Below are 17683 nucleotides of genomic sequence, written 5' to 3' on the forward strand. Positions count from 1 at the left end.
TTTTTCATGCAAACTACTTTTCAATAGGTGTTCCCATGGACATGACGTTGCTCGCACAAACCGTATCCCTCACGCTGCCCGCCGCATGGCTGACCCTCGGCGTCCGTGACAACATCCTCTACCCTTCCGTGAATGAAACCTACACCGCACAAGTCTTCACGATGGAGCGTATGGAAGCCGACTACCCCGACGAATACGCCCGCGTCGCCCACCGCAGCATCAAGAGCCGTAAGCTGCACAAGGCCGCCTTCGGCCTTGTCGTCGCGGCAGAGCTTCTGACAACCCTCGTCCTCTGGGCAGGTGTCGCCTGTCTCTTGCTGTCGATTTTCGGATCGATGGTGGTGGAGAACGCCCGTACAGTCGCCATGCTTGGCGCAATCATGTTCACGTCGATCTGGGCGATGTTCACCGTGGTGGGGAACCATTTTTCATACTGGTTCTGCCACGAGGGTGCCCAGAACACCCACTTTCAGCTCACGCTGTGGGGTCTGGGCAACCTGATCTTTCTTAGCCTTTAAGGCAGGTTTCCGCGCTGGCGGCCAAGGCCCGGATCAGTTCCGGGTAAAGCCCCGGCCCCTGTTCCAGCGACACACCGACCGGATCCATTTCCGCCGAAGCCAGATCCGCCCCTTCGGTCACGGCACGCACGATCTTCGGGTTGAACTGCGGCTCGGTGAAGACGCAAACAACACCACGCTCTTTCATCGCCTCACGGATTTCCGCCAGCCGCGCCGCGCTTGCCGCCGAGGCATCACCCAGCATGATCGCACCAACAGACTCGAGGCCGAAACGCTCTTCGAAGTAGTGATAGGCATCGTGGAACACCACAAACCCGCGATCCTGAAGCGGTAGCAGACGCGCCTGCGTCTCTTCGATCAGCACGGCAAGCTGAACACGCGCCTCTGCGGCGTTGGCACGGTAGGTGTCAGCATTGTCAGGGTCGACCTCCGCTAGAACCGCAGCAATGTGCGCCAGCATGGCACGGCCGTTTTCCGGGTCCAGCCAGACATGCGGGTCGAGACCATCGTGGTCATGGTCGTGGTGATCATGTCCATCGTGACCTGCTTCTTCGTGTTCCTCATGATCGTGACCGTCCTCATCCGCATGCTCTTCATGCGCATCATGATCATGGCCTTCTTCTGCATGCTCGTCGTGGTCGTCATGACCCTCGTGGTCATGCTCATCATGGTCGTGTTCGTCATGCTTGGCGTGATCATCATGTTCATCATGATGGTCATCGTGGTCGTCATGATCGGCATGATCCTCGTGATCGTCGTGCTCATCATGCTCACCGTGACCATGGTCATCGTGATCATCGTCTCCAAACACCGCGGTCTCACGGAAATCCATCTGGATCAGCCCCTTGGCATCCACCAGCTCCTCGGAACGCGCCTTCGACGCAATGGTTTCGATCGGGTCTTCCAGCTGCGGAGTCAGCTCGTGACCGATCCAGAAAACAACATCCGCGTTCTGAAGGCTGCGCGCCTCACTCGGACGCATCGCATAATCATGCGGCGACACCTCCGGCTGGATCAAAAGCGACGGCTCGCCGACACCTTTCATCACCTGCGCCACCAGCGAATGCACCGGCGCAATGTCCGCCACAACTTTTGGGGCCTCTGCCAAGGCCATCTGCCCGAGGCCAAGCGCCAAGACGCCCCCGATTACACCCTGTTTCACTTGCTTCACTCCTGGAAAGTGGTCATATCACAGGACGCTGGCATATCCTGATATGTTATACTATATCAACCCCTCTCATCACGAGGATACGAAAATGCATGACATCGGCTTCGGGCAGCACGACCATGACATCTGCGTTTCTTCCGCCATGGAAAACGCCGAAACCTTCTGCGCCAGCAACAAGTTGCAGTTCACCCCCGCCCGCAAACGCGTCCTCGAAATCCTGCTGGAAGAGCACCGCGCCATGGGGGCCTATGACATCCTCGCCGTCCTCGCCTCCGAAGGTATGGGCTCGCAACCGCCCGTGGTCTACCGCGCCCTCGATTTCCTCACGACCCACGGATTCGTACACAAGATCGAACGCCTGAATGCCTATCTCGCCTGCAACCACCCCGGTGGCTCCCATTCGCCCCTGTTCATGATCTGCCGCGACTGCGGCGCCATCGCCGAAGCCACAATGCCCACCGCCAGCCTCAAGGACGCCGCCAGCAAACACGGCTTCCGCATCGAAAACACCGTGATCGAGGTCGAAGGCCTCTGCCCGGGCTGCCAGCCGGAAGCCGCCTGATGAGCCTCGTCACCCTCAACAACCTGTCCGTCCACCTCGGCGGGCATTCCGCCCTGTCGAATGTCGACTTCACCATCGACAAGGGCGAGATCGTCACGGTTGTCGGTCCCAACGGCTCCGGCAAGACCACCCTGATGCGCTCGATCATCGGCGCGGTGAAACCCACTGCCGGCACCATCTCCCGCACACCCGGCCTGCGCATCGGCTACGTGCCGCAGTCGCTCTCGATCGACGCCACCCTGCCCTTGACCGTGCGCCGCTTCCTCTGCCTGCCGATCCGTCACTCGAAATCCACGATGCTCGAAGCCCTTGCAGACGCAGGCGCAGACGGCCTTCTGGATCGCCAGATGTCGGCCCTCTCCGGCGGCCAGTTCCAGCGCGTCCTGCTCGCCCGCGCCCTGCTCAGGAAACCCGATCTCCTGATCCTCGACGAACCGACCACCGGCCTTGACCAGCCCGGCTCGGCCGCCTTCTACCGCCAGATCGAACAGGTGCGCCGCGAACTCGGCAGCGCCGTGCTCATGGTCAGCCACGAACTCCACGTCGTCATGAGCGCCTCGGATCGCGTGATCTGCCTGAACGGCCACGTCTGCTGTCACGGCACCCCCGACATTGTCGCCACCGCCCCCGAGTATCGCGCCCTCTTCGGCTCCGGAACCCAGGGCGCCCTCGCGCTCTACCGGCACGACCACGACCATCACCACCACGCCCACGCGCCCGATTCCCACGAACATGGAAACTGCGACCATGCTTGATGACTTCCTGATCCGCGCCATCATCGCCGGGGTCGGCGTGGCCATCGCTGCCGCGCCCCTGGGTTGTTTCGTGGTCTGGCGGCGCATGGCCTATTTCGGCGATGCCACCGCCCATGCCGCCATCCTCGGCGTCGCCCTGTCGCTGGCGCTTTCCGCATCGGTCTTCACCGGAGCGCTTGCCGTGGCACTGGCTATGGCGCTCACCGTCACCGCTCTTTCCGGACGCGGCTACGCGATGGATACGCTCCTCGGCGTGCTGGCCCACTCCGCCCTCGCCTTCGGCCTTGTCGCCGTCTCCTTCGTCCAGGGCGTGCGCATTGATCTTCAGGCCTATCTCTTCGGCGATATCCTAGCCGTCTCCCGCGGCGACCTCGCCATCATCTGGGGCGGTGCGGCCCTGACGCTGGCCCTGACAACATGGCGCTGGTCCGCCCTGCTGACCTCGACCCTGAACCCCGATCTCGCCTATGCCTCCGGCATCAATCCGAAGCGCGAACAGCTGGTCCTGACCCTCGGCCTCGCCATCGTCGTTGCCGTTGCCATCAAGGTCATCGGGGCGCTCCTGATCGTGGCCCTGCTGATCATCCCCGCCGCCAGCGCTCGCCCCCTGTCGCGCACCCCCGAAGGCATGGCCGTGATTGCCGCGCTGATCGGGGCGGTCTCGGCGCTCGGGGGCCTGCGCATCTCGTTCCTCTACGATACCCCCAGCGGCCCGACCATTGTCTGCACCGCCGCAACGATCTTCGCGGCCTCGAATCTCGTCGCCCGTTTCGCGCCGCGCTAATCTTCTTCTTGGTGAAAATACCCCGGGGGTCCGGGGGCAGCGCCCCCGTTCAGACCAGGGCGCCGTGCACCAGTGCCTTCAGTTCAGCGCGCGACGGATAGCTGCTCGATGGCGAAAGCTGGGTGAAGAACACCACGCTCATCTCCTGCGCCCGATCGATCCAGAAAAAGGTCGACGCCATACCACCCCAGCTGAAATCCCCCACCGATCCCGGTGTGCGGGCCCGCGCCGGATCAAGCACCACGGCACCCCCGATACCAAAGCCCATGCCTTCCATCGGCTGCTCGGCAAAGCTCCGCGGCCCCATCGAGGCAATGTCGCCGGGCAGGTGGTTCGACATCATGAAATCCACGGTCGCGGGCGACAGCAACCGGGCCTCGCCCAGCGCGCCGCCGCAGCGCAGCATCTCTGCAAAAGCCATATAGTCGTCGATGGTGCCCACCAGCCCGCCACCGCCCGAGAACATGTCCGCCGCCAGGAAGGGCGAGCCTTCGACACCATCCACGAACCGCAGGCTATCCCCCCCGGTCTCGGCAGAGTTCAAATCCATCGCACTGCCTGCAAGCGGCGTATAGAGCGAGGCAAACCGCGCCTCGGTTCCCTTGGGCACCGAGAACCCGGTTTCAACCATCCCGAGTGGCGCAAAGATCTCATCGGCGAAAAAGCGGTCCAGTGTTTTGCCGGACACCACTTCGACAACCCGCCCAATCACGTCGATCCCTACCGAGTATTCCCAGGCCTTGCCCGGTTGGAACGCCAGCGGTAGGGCGGCGACCTTGTCGACCATATCGGCAAGCGCGCCCTGGTTGGCGCGAAAGATCAGGTCCTCCGCATCCATCGCCTGCGCCAGAACGCCGGGGTTGAACGGATAACTCAACCCCGAAGTGTGCGTCAGCAACTGGTGCAGAGTCGGGGATGGCGCAGCTTCGACCTGGTCGATCCGCTCCGCACCCGGCACCAGCGCCGTCATCTCTTCAAACGCCGGAATGAAGGCGCTGACCGGGGCGTCCAGATGCAGCATCCCGCGCTCGACAAGCATCATCAGCGCCACGCTGGTCACGGGTTTCGTCATCGAATATATGCGCGCCACGGAATCGCGTTCAAAGGGCAGGCCGGTTTCCAGCGCACGCATCCCGGCGGCATGGAACATCACCTCCTGCCCGCCCTGACGGATCAGGAGGCTCGATCCGGCATACTTCCGTTCATCGACATAACGCTCCATCCAGCCCTTCAAACGGTCCAGGCGCGCGCGGTCAAACCCGTGACGATGCGATCCGGTCATGGCTGTCTCCTTCATCCCGCTTCGGGCATCGCCCGAATTGACCTGTCTTAGACCGATCCCCGAAAAAAGGCCATTCACGCACGGCAGGCGCTATTGTCGCGGCACCTTCGCAATCCTCTGCACGAACGGCCGCCAACTGTTTCCGATCTGGAAACAGGGTGTAAAAGCTCTAGGTTTTTGTCTAAAATGAGGCAGCTTTCGCAGCAAGGTCATATTCTCGGTGTTATTTGTGGCGAAAATCGGGGCACACGGGCAATTCCCGGTCCTATTTTCGCCGTTTTCGATTGCTACTCGCTGATGCGGAACGCTGTAAATGGATGCCCTGTGCGGTAATTGAGATCGGGATTGTAAAATGGCGAATATTATCAACGGCAACGGAAACAACGATAACCTGCCGGGTACGGCTCTGGATGACTCGATTTCCGGGTTCGGTGGCAACGATACCCTCTCCGGCCTCGGTGGCGCGGATACGCTTGTCGGCGCCGTTGGTGATGATAGCCTCCTTGGTGGTGACGGCGGCGACAGCCTGCTCGGCGGCACCGGCAGCGACACGCTCGAAGGCGACGCGGGCAACGACACCCTGCTTGGCGGCACCGGAACCGACAGCGTGCTTGGTGGCGCGGGCAACGACAGCATCATCGAAACCACTGATGTTGAGAACGACACCCTGCTGGGCGGCCTTGGCAACGACACCATCGGCGGCGGCGGCGGCCACGATCACATCGAAGGCGGCGCGGACGACGACAGCCTGAGCGGCAACGCGGGCAACGACCAGATTTTCGGCGGCATCGGCGGCGACTACATCACTGGTGATGCCGGCAACGACATCATCTTTGGCGACCAGTCCCAACTCGACACCGATCTCCCCCTCTCCGAAGACGGCAACCGCAATGACACGCTGCTTGGCGGCGCGGGCAACGATCTCATCCGCGGCGACGAAGGCGACGACAGCATCATTGGCGGCACCGGCCTCGACACCGTCGAAGGCGGCACCGGCAACGACACCATCACCGACACGACAGATAACGAGGCCGACTCGCTCATGGGCGGCGCGGGCAACGACAGCATCACCGCTGGTGGCGGCGATGACTATGTCGCGGGGGATGGCGATGCTGACACCCTCGTGGCGGGCACCGGCGACGATACCCTCGATGGCGGCACCGGCAATGACTCGATGCTCGGCGGCGACGGCGCCGACAGCTATGATGGCGGCGCAGGCAATGACATCCTGTTCGAAACCGCAGTGGTCAACAACGACACCATGCGCGGCGGCGCGGGCAATGACACCCTGACCGGCGGTGGCGGGGCCGACTCGCTCTTTGGCGATGCCGACCTCGACAGCATCATCGGCGGCGCAGGCAACGACACCGCAGACGGCGGCACCGGCAACGACATCATCAGCGGCGACGCGGGCAATGACAGCCTCAGCGGTGGCGACAACGACGACAGCATCCTCGGCGGCACCGGCCTTGACCGTCTGTTTGGCGACGGCGGCAACGATACCCTGTTCGGCGGCACCGGCGCAGACTATGTCGATGGCGGCGCGGGCAATGACTATATCGAGGAATCCACCGATGTTGTCTCCGACACCCTCCTTGGCGGTGCAGGCAGCGACACCCTCAAGGGCGGCAACGGCAACGACTCGCTGGACGGCGGCGACGATGGCGACAGCCTGTTTGGCGGCGGCGGTGGCGACACCCTCAAAGGCGGTGGCGGCAACGACACCCTGAACGGCAACGCGGGCAATGACAGCATCCTTGGCGAAGGCGGCAACGACACACTGATCGGCGAAGACGGCAACGATACCCTGATCGGTGGCATCAACGATGACAGCCTCTCGGGCGGCGAAGGTGCCGACAGCCTGATCGGCGACGCGGGCAACGATGAAATCCACGGCAACGCGGGCGCCGACATCGTCGATGCGGGCGATGGCAACGACTCGGTCTTCGCGGGTGGCGCAAATGACACCGTCGATGGCGGCCTCGGACACGACAACATCGACGCGGGCGATGGCGATGACTCCGTTCTCGGCAACGATGGCAATGACACGATCATCGCGGGCACCGGCGATGACACCGTTGACGGCGGCATCGGCGACGACTCGATCCAGGGCGGCAACGGCATCGACCTTCTGATCGGTGGCGCGGGCAACGACTTTATCCAGGACAACAACTCGCTTGCCAATGACACCCTCCTTGGCGGCGCCGGCAGCGACACCCTGCTGGGTGGCGCAGGTGATGACTCCATCGAAGGCGGCACCGAAGCCGACAGCATGTTCGGCGGTGACGGCCGCGATACCCTCAAGGGCGGCGCGGGCAACGATACCCTCAACGGCAACGCGGGCCATGACCTCATCCTCGGCGAAGGCGGCAACGACACCCTGATCGGCGAGAATGGCAACGACACCCTGATCGGCGGCATCAACGACGACAGCCTCTCGGGCGGTGAAGGCGCTGACAGCCTTGTTGGCGATGCAGGCCACGATGAAATCCACGGCAACGCCGGTGCCGACAACATCGACGCAGGCGAAGGCAACGACTCGGTCTTCGCAGGCAGCGAAAACGACACCGTTGATGGCGGCCTTGGCAACGACAACATCGACGCCAGCGACGGCAACGACAGCGTCCTTGGCAATGACGGCGACGATACCATCATCGCAGGCACTGGTGACGACACAGTTGACGGCGGCGTCGGCCACGACTCGATCCAGGGCGGTGACGGCATCGACCTTCTGATCGGCGGCGCGGGCAACGATTATATCGAGGACAACAACTTCATCGCCAACGACACCCTCTTGGGCGGCGCGGGCAACGACACCCTGCTTGGCGGCGCGGGCGACGACTCGGTCGACGGGGGCGATGATGACGACAGCCTGTTCGGCGGTGATGGCGACGACACCCTCAAGGGCGGCGCGGGCAGCGACACCCTGAACGGCAACGCCGGCAACGACAGCATCCTTGGCGAAGGCGGCAATGACACGCTGATCGGCGAAGACGGTGACGACACCCTGATCGGCGGCCTGCTGAACGACAGCCTCTCGGGCGGCGAAGGCGCAGACAGCCTCATTGGTGACGCAGGCGACGACGAATTGCACGGCAACGCCGGCGCAGACAGCATCGACGCGGGCGAAGGCAACGACTCGATTTTCGCAGGCAGCGAAGACGACACCGTCGATGCGGGCGTCGGTCATGACAGCATCGACACCAGCGACGGCAACGACAGCGTGCTTGGCGGCGACGGCAATGATACTGTTCTCGCAGGGACCGGCAACGACACCGTTGACGGCGGTATCGGCGACGACTCGATCCAGGGCGGTGACGGCATCGACCTGCTGATCGGTGGCGCGGGCAACGACTATATCGAAGACAACGAGTTCATCGCCAACGACACACTTCTTGGCGGAGCCGGCGACGACACCCTGCTTGGCGGTGCCGGCGACGACTCGATCGAAGGCGGCGACGACAACGACAGCCTGTTTGGTGGCGACGGCAACGACACCCTGCTGGGTCAGGGCGGCAACGACATCATGAACGGCAACGCCGGCAATGACTTGCTGGTTGGTGGCGCACAAAAAGACACGCTGATTGGCGAAGACGGCACCGACACGCTTCAAGGCAATGGCGGTGACGATGACCTTTCCGGCGGTCTTGGCAAAGACCTCGTCGACGGGGGTGCCGGCAACGACACTCTGCTTGGCAACGAAGGGTATGACACCATCATCGGCGGCGACGGCAGCGACTTTGTCATCGGTGGCACCGGCGGCGACCGCATCCTCGGCGGTAGCGACACCCTGCCCGGTGGCGTCGATCTTGCCGACTATCTCGAAGGTAACGAAGGCAACGACACCATCTTTGGCGGAGCGGGCAACGACACGCTGAACGGTGGCGACGGCAACGACAAACTTTATGGCGGCGACGGCGAAGACACCATGATCGGTGGCGTCGGCAACGACCTTCTGGTCGGTGGCGACGGCGTTGACTCGATCGAAGGCAACGAAGAAAACGACACGCTGTTCGGCAACGCCGGTAAAGACATCCTGTCGGGCAATATCGGCAACGATATGATCCTCGGCGGCGACGATGATGACCACATCGGCGGCAACCACGGCCACGACTTCACCCACGGCGGTGCGGGCGACGACTTCGTCTTCGGCGACGTGGACAACGACGCCGTCTTTGGCGGTGACGGCGACGACTATATCGAAACCAACAACGGCATGGACTTCTATGCCGACGGCGGCTCCGGCGACGACGTTGTCATCTTCGCCTACCAGCCCAAGGCAGACTTCACCATCGACCTGATCACCGTCACCGATGGCGGCCCGGTCTGGGGCTTCAACGGCGCCCACGGCGGCAGCGGCGATGACGTGGTGCGCGGCACCGGCATGGTCGGCTTCGTCAACGGTGGCGACGGCAACGACTTTGTCGACGGCGCAACCACCCGGATTTCGATCCAGGACAGCCTTGGCGGCTCCTTCTACCTCGACGGCGGCGCTCGCCTTCTGGGTGGTGCGGGCAACGACATTCTCAAGTCCTCGGCCCACGACGACACCTTCTACGGTGACCGCGAAGCCAGCCTGCACGCCAACCTCTTCGCCCTCGAAGGCCTTGTTGGCGCAGATGATCTCACCGCCGAATGGCTGGCCAACGTCGACTGGCTGTTCAACACCGATCGCTCGCTGGTCACCGGAGAGATCGACATGAGCATCCCGGTCACCGCCTATGCCGACATCTATCAGATAGGCCGGAACCACGTGTTCAACGGTGGCGACGAAGTGACCGGCCCGTCGATCTCGACGGCCCCGCTGGACGGCACCGATGTGATCTGGGATTTCGATCCCTTCCTCGACAAGCTGGACATGAGCGCCATCGGCTTCTCTGCCGACTACCTCTTCTCGCTGATGGTTCAGGACGGCACCGACGTGAACCTGACCACGGCACGCGGCACCCTGATCCTCAAGAACGTTCAGCTTACCGACCTGACGGTCGAAATCTTCAACCTCGACGGCATGGCCGCTGACGGCATCACGCCCTTCATGGATCTCTTCATCCAGTCGGACGTGCCCCACGAAATCGACGACACCCCGCCAAGCCCGGACGTGAACGTTGTTCTGGCTGACGAAACCTTCCTCGAAGACATCGGCCAGTCCCGTGGACACGACCACATCTGGTACGTCTCAGCCAATGACATGGATGATCAGCTCGGCCTCAACGGCACCGCGCTGGCGCTGACCTTCGGCGACGACATCTATTTCGACAACATTCAGGGCAACGAGATCGCCGGGGGTGCAGGTCGCGACATCATGCTGATGTTCGAAGGTGACGATGCCTTCTTCGGCGACGACAAACCCGACTTCATCGACGGCGGCGACGGCAACGACGAAGGCGGCGGCAACCGCGGCGACGACATGATCTGGGGCGGCGCGGGCATGGACGTGTTCAGCGGCGTTTACGGCGACGACTGGCTCGACGGCGGTGCCGACGACGACGCAATCACCGGCGACTTCGGCAACGACAAGATCGTTGGCGGCTCGGGCAACGACGCGATCGACGGCTCGCACGGCGATGACTACATCCGCGGCGACGAGAGCTTCTCGCTCGAGGAATTCCGCGAGTGGGTTATCACCGTCTACTACAACCTGCCCTCGGTCGACGATTATGATCCGCTTGTGCATTCGTCCGGCTATTTCGACCTCGAGAACATGATCATCAAACCCGCCTTCTACGACCCCAACGTCGTTGGCTCTTGGTATGATATCGTGCTGCCCTCCAGCCTAGGCCTACCGGACGGCGACGATGTTCTCTTCGGCAGCTACGGCAATGACACCATCCTTGGCAACGGCGGCAACGACGACGTCAAGGGCGGTCAGGGCCACGACAGCCTCGAAGGCAACGACGGCAATGACACCGTGATCGGCTGGTCGGGTGACGACACCATGAAAGGGGATGCCGGCGACGACCGCATGTCCGGTGACGCCGGCAAGGACAGCATGTTCGGCGGCGACGGCAGCGACTATATGGACGGTGGCACCGAGAATGACACCATGCACGGTGGCGCCGGTCAGGACAGCATGTTTGGCGGTGACCACGACGACCAGATCACCGGTGATGGCGGCCATGACACCATCAACGGCGACGCGGGCAACGACACCGTCAACGGCGGCGTTGGCAACGACCGCCTGTTTGGCGACGACGGCACCGACAGCCTTCTGGGTGGCGATGGCAACGACCAGGCCTTTGGTGGCAATGGCAATGACACCCTCCTCGGCGGCAAGGGCAACGACACCTTGAACGGCGGTGCGGGAGCCGACTCGATCAAGGGTGACACCGGTGCCGACTCCATGTCCGGCGGCGATGACAACGACACGCTGATCGGCGGCGGCGGCGCCGACTCGATCAAGGGTGATGGCGGCAAGGACAAGCTGAACGGTGGTGGCGGCAACGACACCCTGACGGGCGGTGCGGGCAACGACACCCTCCTCGGCGGCCAGAACAACGACAGCCTGCTTGGTGGAGATGGGGTCGACGTTCTTGACGGTCAGGGCGGTGCTGACATTCTTATCGGTGGCGCCGGCAACGACGTGCTCAAGGGCAAGGCCGGCAACGACAATATGAAAGGCGAGGCCGACAACGACAAACTGTTTGGCAGCGGTGGCAACGACACCATGCTGGGTGGCAACGGCAACGACACCCTGCTTGGCGGCAATGGCAACGACTCCATGCAAGGCAACCTTGGTGCCGACAGCATGGACGGCGGCGGCGGGGCCGACACCCTCTTTGGCCACGACGGAGTTGACACCCTGATCGGCAACGCCGGCGCTGACAGCCTGCGTGGCGGCGGCGGCAACGACACCCTGACGGGCGGTTCGGAAAACGACCAGCTGTTCGGCGACAACGGGGCCGACAGCCTGCACGGCGGCTCCGAGGACGACACGCTCGAAGGCGGTGCCGGTAACGACACCATGCTTGGCGGCACTGGCAACGACAGCATGAAAGGTGGCTCCGAAAACGACGACATGAGCGGCGGCGACGGCAACGACTTCCTTGACGGTGGCATCGGCAACGACATCATGAAAGGCGGCTCCGGCAGCGATACCCTTCTGGGCAACGGCGGTCTCGACACCATCGAGGGTGGCTTCGGCAACGACAGCATCGACGGCGGTGCCGCGAACGACACCATCTTCGGCGATCTTGGCAACGACACCCTGATCGGCAACACCGGCGACGATGTTCTCGACGGTGGCGACGGCGATGACCAGCTGTCCGGCAACGGTGGCGCCGATGTCTTTGTCTTCTCGGGCGCGACCCACGGCAACGATGTCATCACCGGCTTTACCCACGCCAAGTTCAACGCCGCGCATGACGTGATCCGCTTTGCCGCGGACACCGTCGAGGTGAAAACCTTCGCAGACTTCATCGCCAATTCGACCGAGGTCGGCGGCAACGTGGTCTACGACTTCAACAACGATGGCCTGAACACGATCACCATCACAGGGGCAACCCTGAACAAGCTGACCGCAGACGATTTCGATTTCCTCTGATCCCTGCAAAAGCCTGCAAATCCGAAAACGCCGTGGCCCGCGCCACGGCGTTTCTCTTTGCTCCACGGGGCCGGATCTCAGAAAGTCGCAAAGAATCACATTTTTTGTTAAGGTTTCATTAACCCCGCGCGACTTTTTCGATTTTCCAACCAAAAGAATACCGAGCAACTTTTACCACGTTCCCCGCGCCGGCCCTTTAAAGACCCAATTTGATCGGAGGAACCCATGCCCCATTTCCATTTCTTTGCCGACAGCATCGGCTCGGCCAGCTTTGACATGAGCACGGACGGTAGCGCCCGTACGTTTGTTGACACGGATGTCACCATCGCCAACGACAGCGGCATCACGGTGATCGGCGATGCGGGCTACCAGAACGTCAATGTTCATGGCACGGTCTGGAGCACGAGCAATGCCGTGAGCCTGCAAGGCAACTACAGCTCCGTTCTTGTCGGACAAACCGGCAAACTGACGAACTCCAACTATGGCGATTATGCCGCTCTCGTGCTCTCAGGCTACCACTCTTTGGTGACCAACTCCGGTGAGATATCGGGCACAATCGGGGCATGGATCGGTGGCACGCAATCCCAGGTCATCAATCACGGCACGATGACAGGACACGGTCAGGGCTACTACTACTATAACGCCGCCCTGGTCTTCTACATCGACTCAGAGGTCACATCGGCCCCTACCGAAAACCACAAGGCATCCGTCACCAACTTCGGCTCCATGAGCGGTGTCAGCTACTCCTACTATGGGGAACTCTCCGCCGTCGCCATCGAAGACAGATCCTCGACCTATACAATCGACGGTGCGGGCACCACGACCTGGGCCACCGATGTCTCGGTTTTCAACCACGGTGACATCCACGGCCGCATCCTGCTCAAGCAGGGCAACGACCTCGTCGTCAACAGCGGCATCATCGTCGGCGATGTCGAGATGGGCAACGATAACGATACCTATCGCGGTCGTCGCGACGGTTTTGTCGACGGAGACATCGAGGGCGAAGCCGGCAATGACAAGCTGATCGGCGCCAGCCAGGCCGACACGATGCTTGGCGGGGCAGGCAATGACACCCTGCGCGGTGCAGGCGGCGACGACGATCTGCGCGGTGACAATGGCAATGACAAGATCTGGGGCGGCAGCGACGACGACTACTTGAACGGCGGCAGCGGCAAGGACACCCTGCTTGGCAACCTCGGCGATGATACGCTGCTTGGCGGTGGCGGCAACGATACGCTGAACGGCGGCCGTGGCGACGACACCCTGACCGGCGGCGGCGGTGCAGACCGCTTTGTCTTCAAACGCGACGCGGGCAATGACGTGATCACCGACTTCGTCGACGGATCGGACAAGATCAACCTCTCCGCCTACGGCCTCAGCGGCTTCTCGGACATCTCGACCGCCCTCGCCCTCCAATCAGCCGGAGGAGACGTGGTGCTCGACCTCGACGCCCTCGGTGGTTCCGGCAGCGTGATCATCGAAAATACCCTGATCGGGAACTTTTCAGGCTCGGATTTCATTTTCTGAGAACATCAGCGCGGCGCACCTCCCCGGTGCGTCGACGCGCTTGCGCGCGACAGAGAGGCAAGGCATCCGCCCTGAATTTCACCAACATTTCCGTTTTGGAAGAAGTGGTGAGCCGTGTAGGATTCGAACCTACGACCCACTGATTAAAAGTCAGTTGCTCTACCAACTGAGCTAACGGCCCACTCTGTGAGGGCGGGTTCTAGTGTTGTGCGCGGGGGGGGTCAAGTCGATTCTTCATAAAAAATGCACATGGCTGGAAACCTTTTCCCAAGAGGCGTATATGGCGCCCATGATCGCTCATAAAAACAAAGGTCTGCCCTTCGAAAAGATGCATGGGCTTGGCAACGATTTCGTTGTTGTGGATGCACGCACGCGTGACATCCCCCTCCCGCCTGCGCTCGTCGAAGCCATTGCAGACCGCCATCGCGGCGTCGGTTTTGATCAGCTTGCGGTGATTTCCAAGGGCGCCCATGACGCGCACCTCACCTTCTACAACAGCGACGGCTCGCTTTCCGCCGCCTGTGGCAACGCCACACGCTGTATCGCACGGAAATTGATGGACGAATCGGGCCTGACCACCCTGCGCCTGACAACCGACCGCGGCCTGCTGATGGCGCGCGATGCCGGGGGCGGGCTGACCTCGGTGAACATGGGCCACCCGCAGCTGGACTGGCACGAGGTGCCGCTGGCCGAAGAGATGGACACGCTCGAGTTGCCCATCGATGGCGCGCCCACGGCCACCGGCATGGGCAACCCGCATTGCACCTTCTTTGTCGAAGACGCCGAATCGGTCGACCTCGCCGCCTTTGGCGCCGCGCACGAACATCACCCGCTTTACCCCGAGCGCACCAACGTGCAGGTTGCCCAGATCATCGGCCCCGACCACATCCGCATGCGCGTCTGGGAACGCGGCGTCGGCATCACGCTGGCCTCCGGCTCGTCCTCCTGCGCCACCGCCGTGGCCGCCGCCCGCCGTGGCCTCACCGGGCGCAAGGTCCAGATCGATCTCGACGGTGGCAGCCTCTGGATCAACTGGGCCGAGGATGGCGTCTGGATGACCGGCGGCACCACCCACGTCTTTTCCGGTGAATTCACCAAGGACTTCCTGGACTCCGTCTGATGGCTGACACGTTGAAAACCCCGCCCAAGTTCACCACGCTTGGCTGCCGCCTCAACGCCTATGAAACCGAGGCGATGAAAGCCATGTCGCAAGAGGCGGGGCTGGACAACGCCGTCATCGTCAACACCTGCGCCGTCACCGCCGAGGCCGTGCGCAAGGCCCGCCAGGAAATCCGCCGCCTGCGCCGCGAACACCCGGACGCCAATATCATCGTCACCGGCTGCGCGGCCCAGACCGAACCCGAGACCTTCGCCCAGATGGACGAGGTCACCCGCGTGATCGGCAACACCGAAAAGATGCAGCCCGAAACATGGCACGACATCGCCCGCGGCCCCGATTTCATCGGCGACACCGAAAAGGTGCAGGTTGATGACATCATGTCCGTCACCGAAACCGCAGGCCACCTGATCGACGGTTTCGGCACCCGCAGCCGCGCCTATGTGCAGGTCCAGAACGGCTGCGATCACCGCTGCACCTTCTGCATCATCCCCTACGGCCGCGGCAACTCGCGCTCCGTGCCCGCAGGCGTGGTGGTCGACCAGATCAAGCGCCTCGTCGACAAGGGCTTCAACGAGGTCGTGCTCACCGGTGTCGATCTCACCTCCTGGGGGGCAGACCTGCCGATGACCCCGCGTCTGGGTGATCTGGTCATGCGCATCCTGCGCCTCGTGCCCGACCTGCGCCGCCTGCGCATCTCCTCGATCGATTCTATCGAGGCCGACGACGCGCTGATGCAGGCCATCGCAACCGAACACCGCCTGATGCCGCACCTGCACCTGTCGCTGCAACACGGCGACGACCTGATCCTCAAGCGCATGGCCCGTCGCCACCTGCGTGACGACGCCATCGCGTTCTGCGAAGAGGCCCGCCGCCTGCGCCCCGACATGACCTTCGGCGCCGACATCATCGCCGGTTTCCCCACGGAAACCGATGCGCATTTCGAAAACTCGCTCAAGCTGGTCACCGACTGCGATCTGACATGGCTGCACGTCTTCCCCTATTCCAAACGCGAAGGCACCCCCGCCGCCAAGATCCCCAATCAGGTCAATGGCAACGTGATCAAGGATCGCGCCGCCCGCCTGCGGGCCGCCGGTGACGCGCAGGTCGCCAAGCACCTCGCCGCGCAGATGGGCAAAACCCATCACATCCTGATGGAAAACCCGCACATGGGACGCACCGAACAGTTCACCGAAGTGCATTTCGACACGCCGCAAACCGAAGGCGCCATCGTCACCGCGCCGATTTCCGGCATCCGCAACGGCCAGCTTCTGGCATGACCACCCCCATCCTCTACAGCTTCCGCCGATGCCCCTATGCCATGCGTGCGCGTCTTGGCCTTGCCAGCGCCGGAATCACCGTAGAGCTGCGGGAAATCCTGCTGCGCGACAAGGCCCCCGCGTTTCTGGCAACATCACCCAGCGCCACCGTCCCCTGTCTGCAAACCGACACCACGGTGATCGACGAAAGCCTCGACATCATGCTCTGGGCGCTGGCGCAAAACGATCCCGAGGGCCTCTCGGACATGCCCGCATCCGGCCACGACCTGATCGCCACCACCGACGGCCCGTTCAAAACCGCGCTCGACCGCTACAAGTACCACACCCGCTATGACTCCGATCGCGAGGCCGAACGCGCCATGGCCTCAGAGCACCTGATGGCGCTGAACGCCCAGTTGAACGGCCACCCCTGGCTGTTCGGCACAGGCCCACGCCTTGCTGATCTCGCCATCCTGCCCTTCGTGCGCCAGTTCGCCTTCACCGACAAACCCTGGTTCGACGCCCAGGACTGGCCCCACCTGCACGCCTGGCTCGAAGGTTTCATCGCTTCGCCCCGCTTTATGTCGATCATGGCCAAATATCCCAAATGGGAAGCGGGCGACGCCCCGACCCAGTTTCCCTAGGGCTTCAATGCACCCCAAATACTCCCGCCGGAGGCGGAACAGGGGCGGGATCACCCGCCCCTGATACCCTCACGCGGCCTTTGCCACCTTGGCCCGTGCCGCCAGCACCCCAAGTGCCGCCCGCGCAGCCTCGCGGCCCTTCTCGACAAAATGGGCGCGGTAGATCGCGTTGTGATGCTCCGTCTCCTGGTACTGGTGCGGCGTCAGGCTGACCGAGAGCACCGGCACGCCGGTATCCAGTCCGGCCCTCATCAGCCCGTCCACCACGGCCTGCGCGACAAAGTCATGCCGGTAGATGCCCCCATCCACCACGAAGGCGGCACAGGCCACCGCGCCAAAACGCCCACTCTCTGCGAGGTCGCGCGCCAACAGCGGCATCTCGAAGGCGCCGGGCACGTCGAACACATCCACCTGCGCGTCGGGGATGATCTCGCAGAACCCTTCCAGCGCACGATCCACGATATCGGCGTGCCACTGGGCCTTGATGAATGCGAAACGGGTGTGTGTCATATCGGATCTCCTTTTGG

At 62.8% G+C, this 17683-nt stretch carries 11 protein-coding genes, 1 tRNA gene and 1 pseudogene; 9 read left to right on the top strand and 4 right to left on the bottom strand.

Annotation, left to right across the window (positions count from 1 at the left end; translation table 11 throughout):
• Positions 1–41: 41 nt before the first annotated feature.
• A complete protein-coding gene (locus ABWV42_RS11785; RefSeq protein WP_353340268.1) occupies positions 42–518 on the top strand; it encodes a DUF2165 family protein in 477 nt (158 codons plus the stop codon).
• Here ABWV42_RS11785 and ABWV42_RS11790 read toward each other — a convergent pair.
• Entirely contained in the window at positions 508–1680 is a 1173-nt protein-coding gene (locus ABWV42_RS11790) for a zinc ABC transporter substrate-binding protein (RefSeq protein WP_353340269.1), read from the bottom strand. The two genes, ABWV42_RS11785 and ABWV42_RS11790, sit on opposite strands and share 11 nt — an antisense overlap.
• Positions 1681–1774: 94 nt before the next feature.
• On the opposite strand from ABWV42_RS11790, the gene ABWV42_RS11795 reads away from it, so the two are divergent.
• The 3 genes from ABWV42_RS11795 to ABWV42_RS11805 are packed head-to-tail and all read left to right on the top strand — an operon-like array spanning position 1775 to position 3787.
• Positions 1775–2248: a Fur family transcriptional regulator gene (locus tag ABWV42_RS11795; protein WP_353340270.1), complete on the top strand. Its 474-nt coding sequence runs from the start codon at positions 1775–1777 to the stop codon at positions 2246–2248.
• Positions 2248–3003, top strand: a complete 756-nt coding sequence (locus ABWV42_RS11800) for a metal ABC transporter ATP-binding protein (protein ID WP_353340271.1) — start codon at positions 2248–2250, stop codon at positions 3001–3003. Before ABWV42_RS11795 ends, ABWV42_RS11800 begins: the two co-directional genes overlap by 1 nt.
• Positions 2996–3787: a metal ABC transporter permease gene (locus ABWV42_RS11805; protein WP_255104176.1), complete on the top strand. Its 792-nt coding sequence runs from the start codon at positions 2996–2998 to the stop codon at positions 3785–3787. The genes ABWV42_RS11800 and ABWV42_RS11805 overlap by 8 nt, the downstream gene beginning before the upstream one ends.
• A gap of 49 nt (positions 3788–3836) precedes the next feature.
• Here ABWV42_RS11805 and ABWV42_RS11810 read toward each other — a convergent pair whose 3' ends face one another.
• The gene (locus ABWV42_RS11810; RefSeq protein WP_353340272.1) at positions 3837–5069 is read right to left on the bottom strand and encodes a serine hydrolase domain-containing protein; all 1233 of its coding nucleotides are present in this window, start codon (positions 5067–5069) and stop codon (positions 3837–3839) included.
• Positions 5070–5421: 352 nt separating this feature from the next.
• On the opposite strand from ABWV42_RS11810, the gene ABWV42_RS11815 reads away from it, so the two are divergent.
• The gene (locus tag ABWV42_RS11815) at positions 5422–12609 is read left to right on the top strand and encodes a calcium-binding protein (protein WP_353340273.1); all 7188 of its coding nucleotides are present in this window, start codon (positions 5422–5424) and stop codon (positions 12607–12609) included.
• Between the two features lie 225 nt (positions 12610–12834).
• Positions 12835–14136: a calcium-binding protein gene (locus ABWV42_RS11820; RefSeq protein WP_353340274.1), complete on the top strand. Its 1302-nt coding sequence runs from the start codon at positions 12835–12837 to the stop codon at positions 14134–14136.
• Positions 14137–14241: 105 nt separating this feature from the next.
• On the opposite strand, the gene ABWV42_RS11825 is transcribed toward ABWV42_RS11820, so the two are convergent.
• Positions 14242–14317 (bottom strand) — tRNA-Lys (locus ABWV42_RS11825).
• Positions 14318–14425: 108 nt separating this feature from the next.
• Here ABWV42_RS11825 and dapF point away from each other — a divergent pair.
• From dapF to ABWV42_RS11840, 3 genes are read left to right on the top strand one after another with little or no spacing between them, the layout of a single operon-like run.
• Positions 14426–15256, top strand: a complete 831-nt coding sequence (gene dapF, locus ABWV42_RS11830; protein WP_353340275.1) for a diaminopimelate epimerase — start codon at positions 14426–14428, stop codon at positions 15254–15256.
• Positions 15256–16533: a tRNA (N(6)-L-threonylcarbamoyladenosine(37)-C(2))-methylthiotransferase MtaB gene (mtaB, locus tag ABWV42_RS11835; protein WP_502930958.1), complete on the top strand. Its 1278-nt coding sequence runs from the start codon at positions 15256–15258 to the stop codon at positions 16531–16533. The genes dapF and mtaB overlap by 1 nt, the downstream gene beginning before the upstream one ends.
• Entirely contained in the window at positions 16530–17156 is a 627-nt protein-coding gene (locus ABWV42_RS11840) for a glutathione S-transferase (protein WP_353340277.1), read from the top strand. The genes mtaB and ABWV42_RS11840 overlap by 4 nt, the downstream gene beginning before the upstream one ends.
• Positions 17157–17225: 69 nt before the next feature.
• On the opposite strand, the pseudogene ABWV42_RS11845 reads toward ABWV42_RS11840, so the two are convergent.
• Positions 17226–17669 (bottom strand): annotated as a pseudogene (locus ABWV42_RS11845) (6,7-dimethyl-8-ribityllumazine synthase); the annotation flags it as partial.
• Between the last annotated feature and the right edge of the window lie 14 nt (positions 17670–17683).

The sequence above is a fragment of the Pelagimonas sp. KU-00592-HH genome, from assembly GCF_040369695.1.
In the GTDB taxonomy this organism is placed as follows: Bacteria; Pseudomonadota; Alphaproteobacteria; order Rhodobacterales; family Rhodobacteraceae; genus Shimia.

What these genes read in the sequence shown, in the direction of transcription:
- ABWV42_RS11805 (WP_255104176.1), top strand. Translation starts at nt 2,996, where the DNA reads ATGCTTGATGACTTCCTGATCCGCGCCATCATCGCCGGGGTCGGCGTG.
- ABWV42_RS11815 (WP_353340273.1), top strand. Translation starts at nt 5,422, where the DNA reads ATGGCGAATATTATCAACGGCAACGGAAACAACGATAACCTGCCGGGT.
- dapF (WP_353340275.1), top strand. Translation starts at nt 14,426, where the DNA reads ATGATCGCTCATAAAAACAAAGGTCTGCCCTTCGAAAAGATGCATGGG.
- ABWV42_RS11840 (WP_353340277.1), top strand. Translation starts at nt 16,530, where the DNA reads ATGACCACCCCCATCCTCTACAGCTTCCGCCGATGCCCCTATGCCATG.
- ABWV42_RS11800 (WP_353340271.1), top strand. Translation starts at nt 2,248, where the DNA reads ATGAGCCTCGTCACCCTCAACAACCTGTCCGTCCACCTCGGCGGGCAT.
- ABWV42_RS11810 (WP_353340272.1), bottom strand. Translation starts at nt 5,069, where the DNA reads ATGACCGGATCGCATCGTCACGGGTTTGACCGCGCGCGCCTGGACCGT.
- ABWV42_RS11785 (WP_353340268.1), top strand. Translation starts at nt 42, where the DNA reads ATGACGTTGCTCGCACAAACCGTATCCCTCACGCTGCCCGCCGCATGG.
- ABWV42_RS11795 (WP_353340270.1), top strand. Translation starts at nt 1,775, where the DNA reads ATGCATGACATCGGCTTCGGGCAGCACGACCATGACATCTGCGTTTCT.
- mtaB (WP_502930958.1), top strand. Translation starts at nt 15,256, where the DNA reads ATGGCTGACACGTTGAAAACCCCGCCCAAGTTCACCACGCTTGGCTGC.
- ABWV42_RS11820 (WP_353340274.1), top strand. Translation starts at nt 12,835, where the DNA reads ATGCCCCATTTCCATTTCTTTGCCGACAGCATCGGCTCGGCCAGCTTT.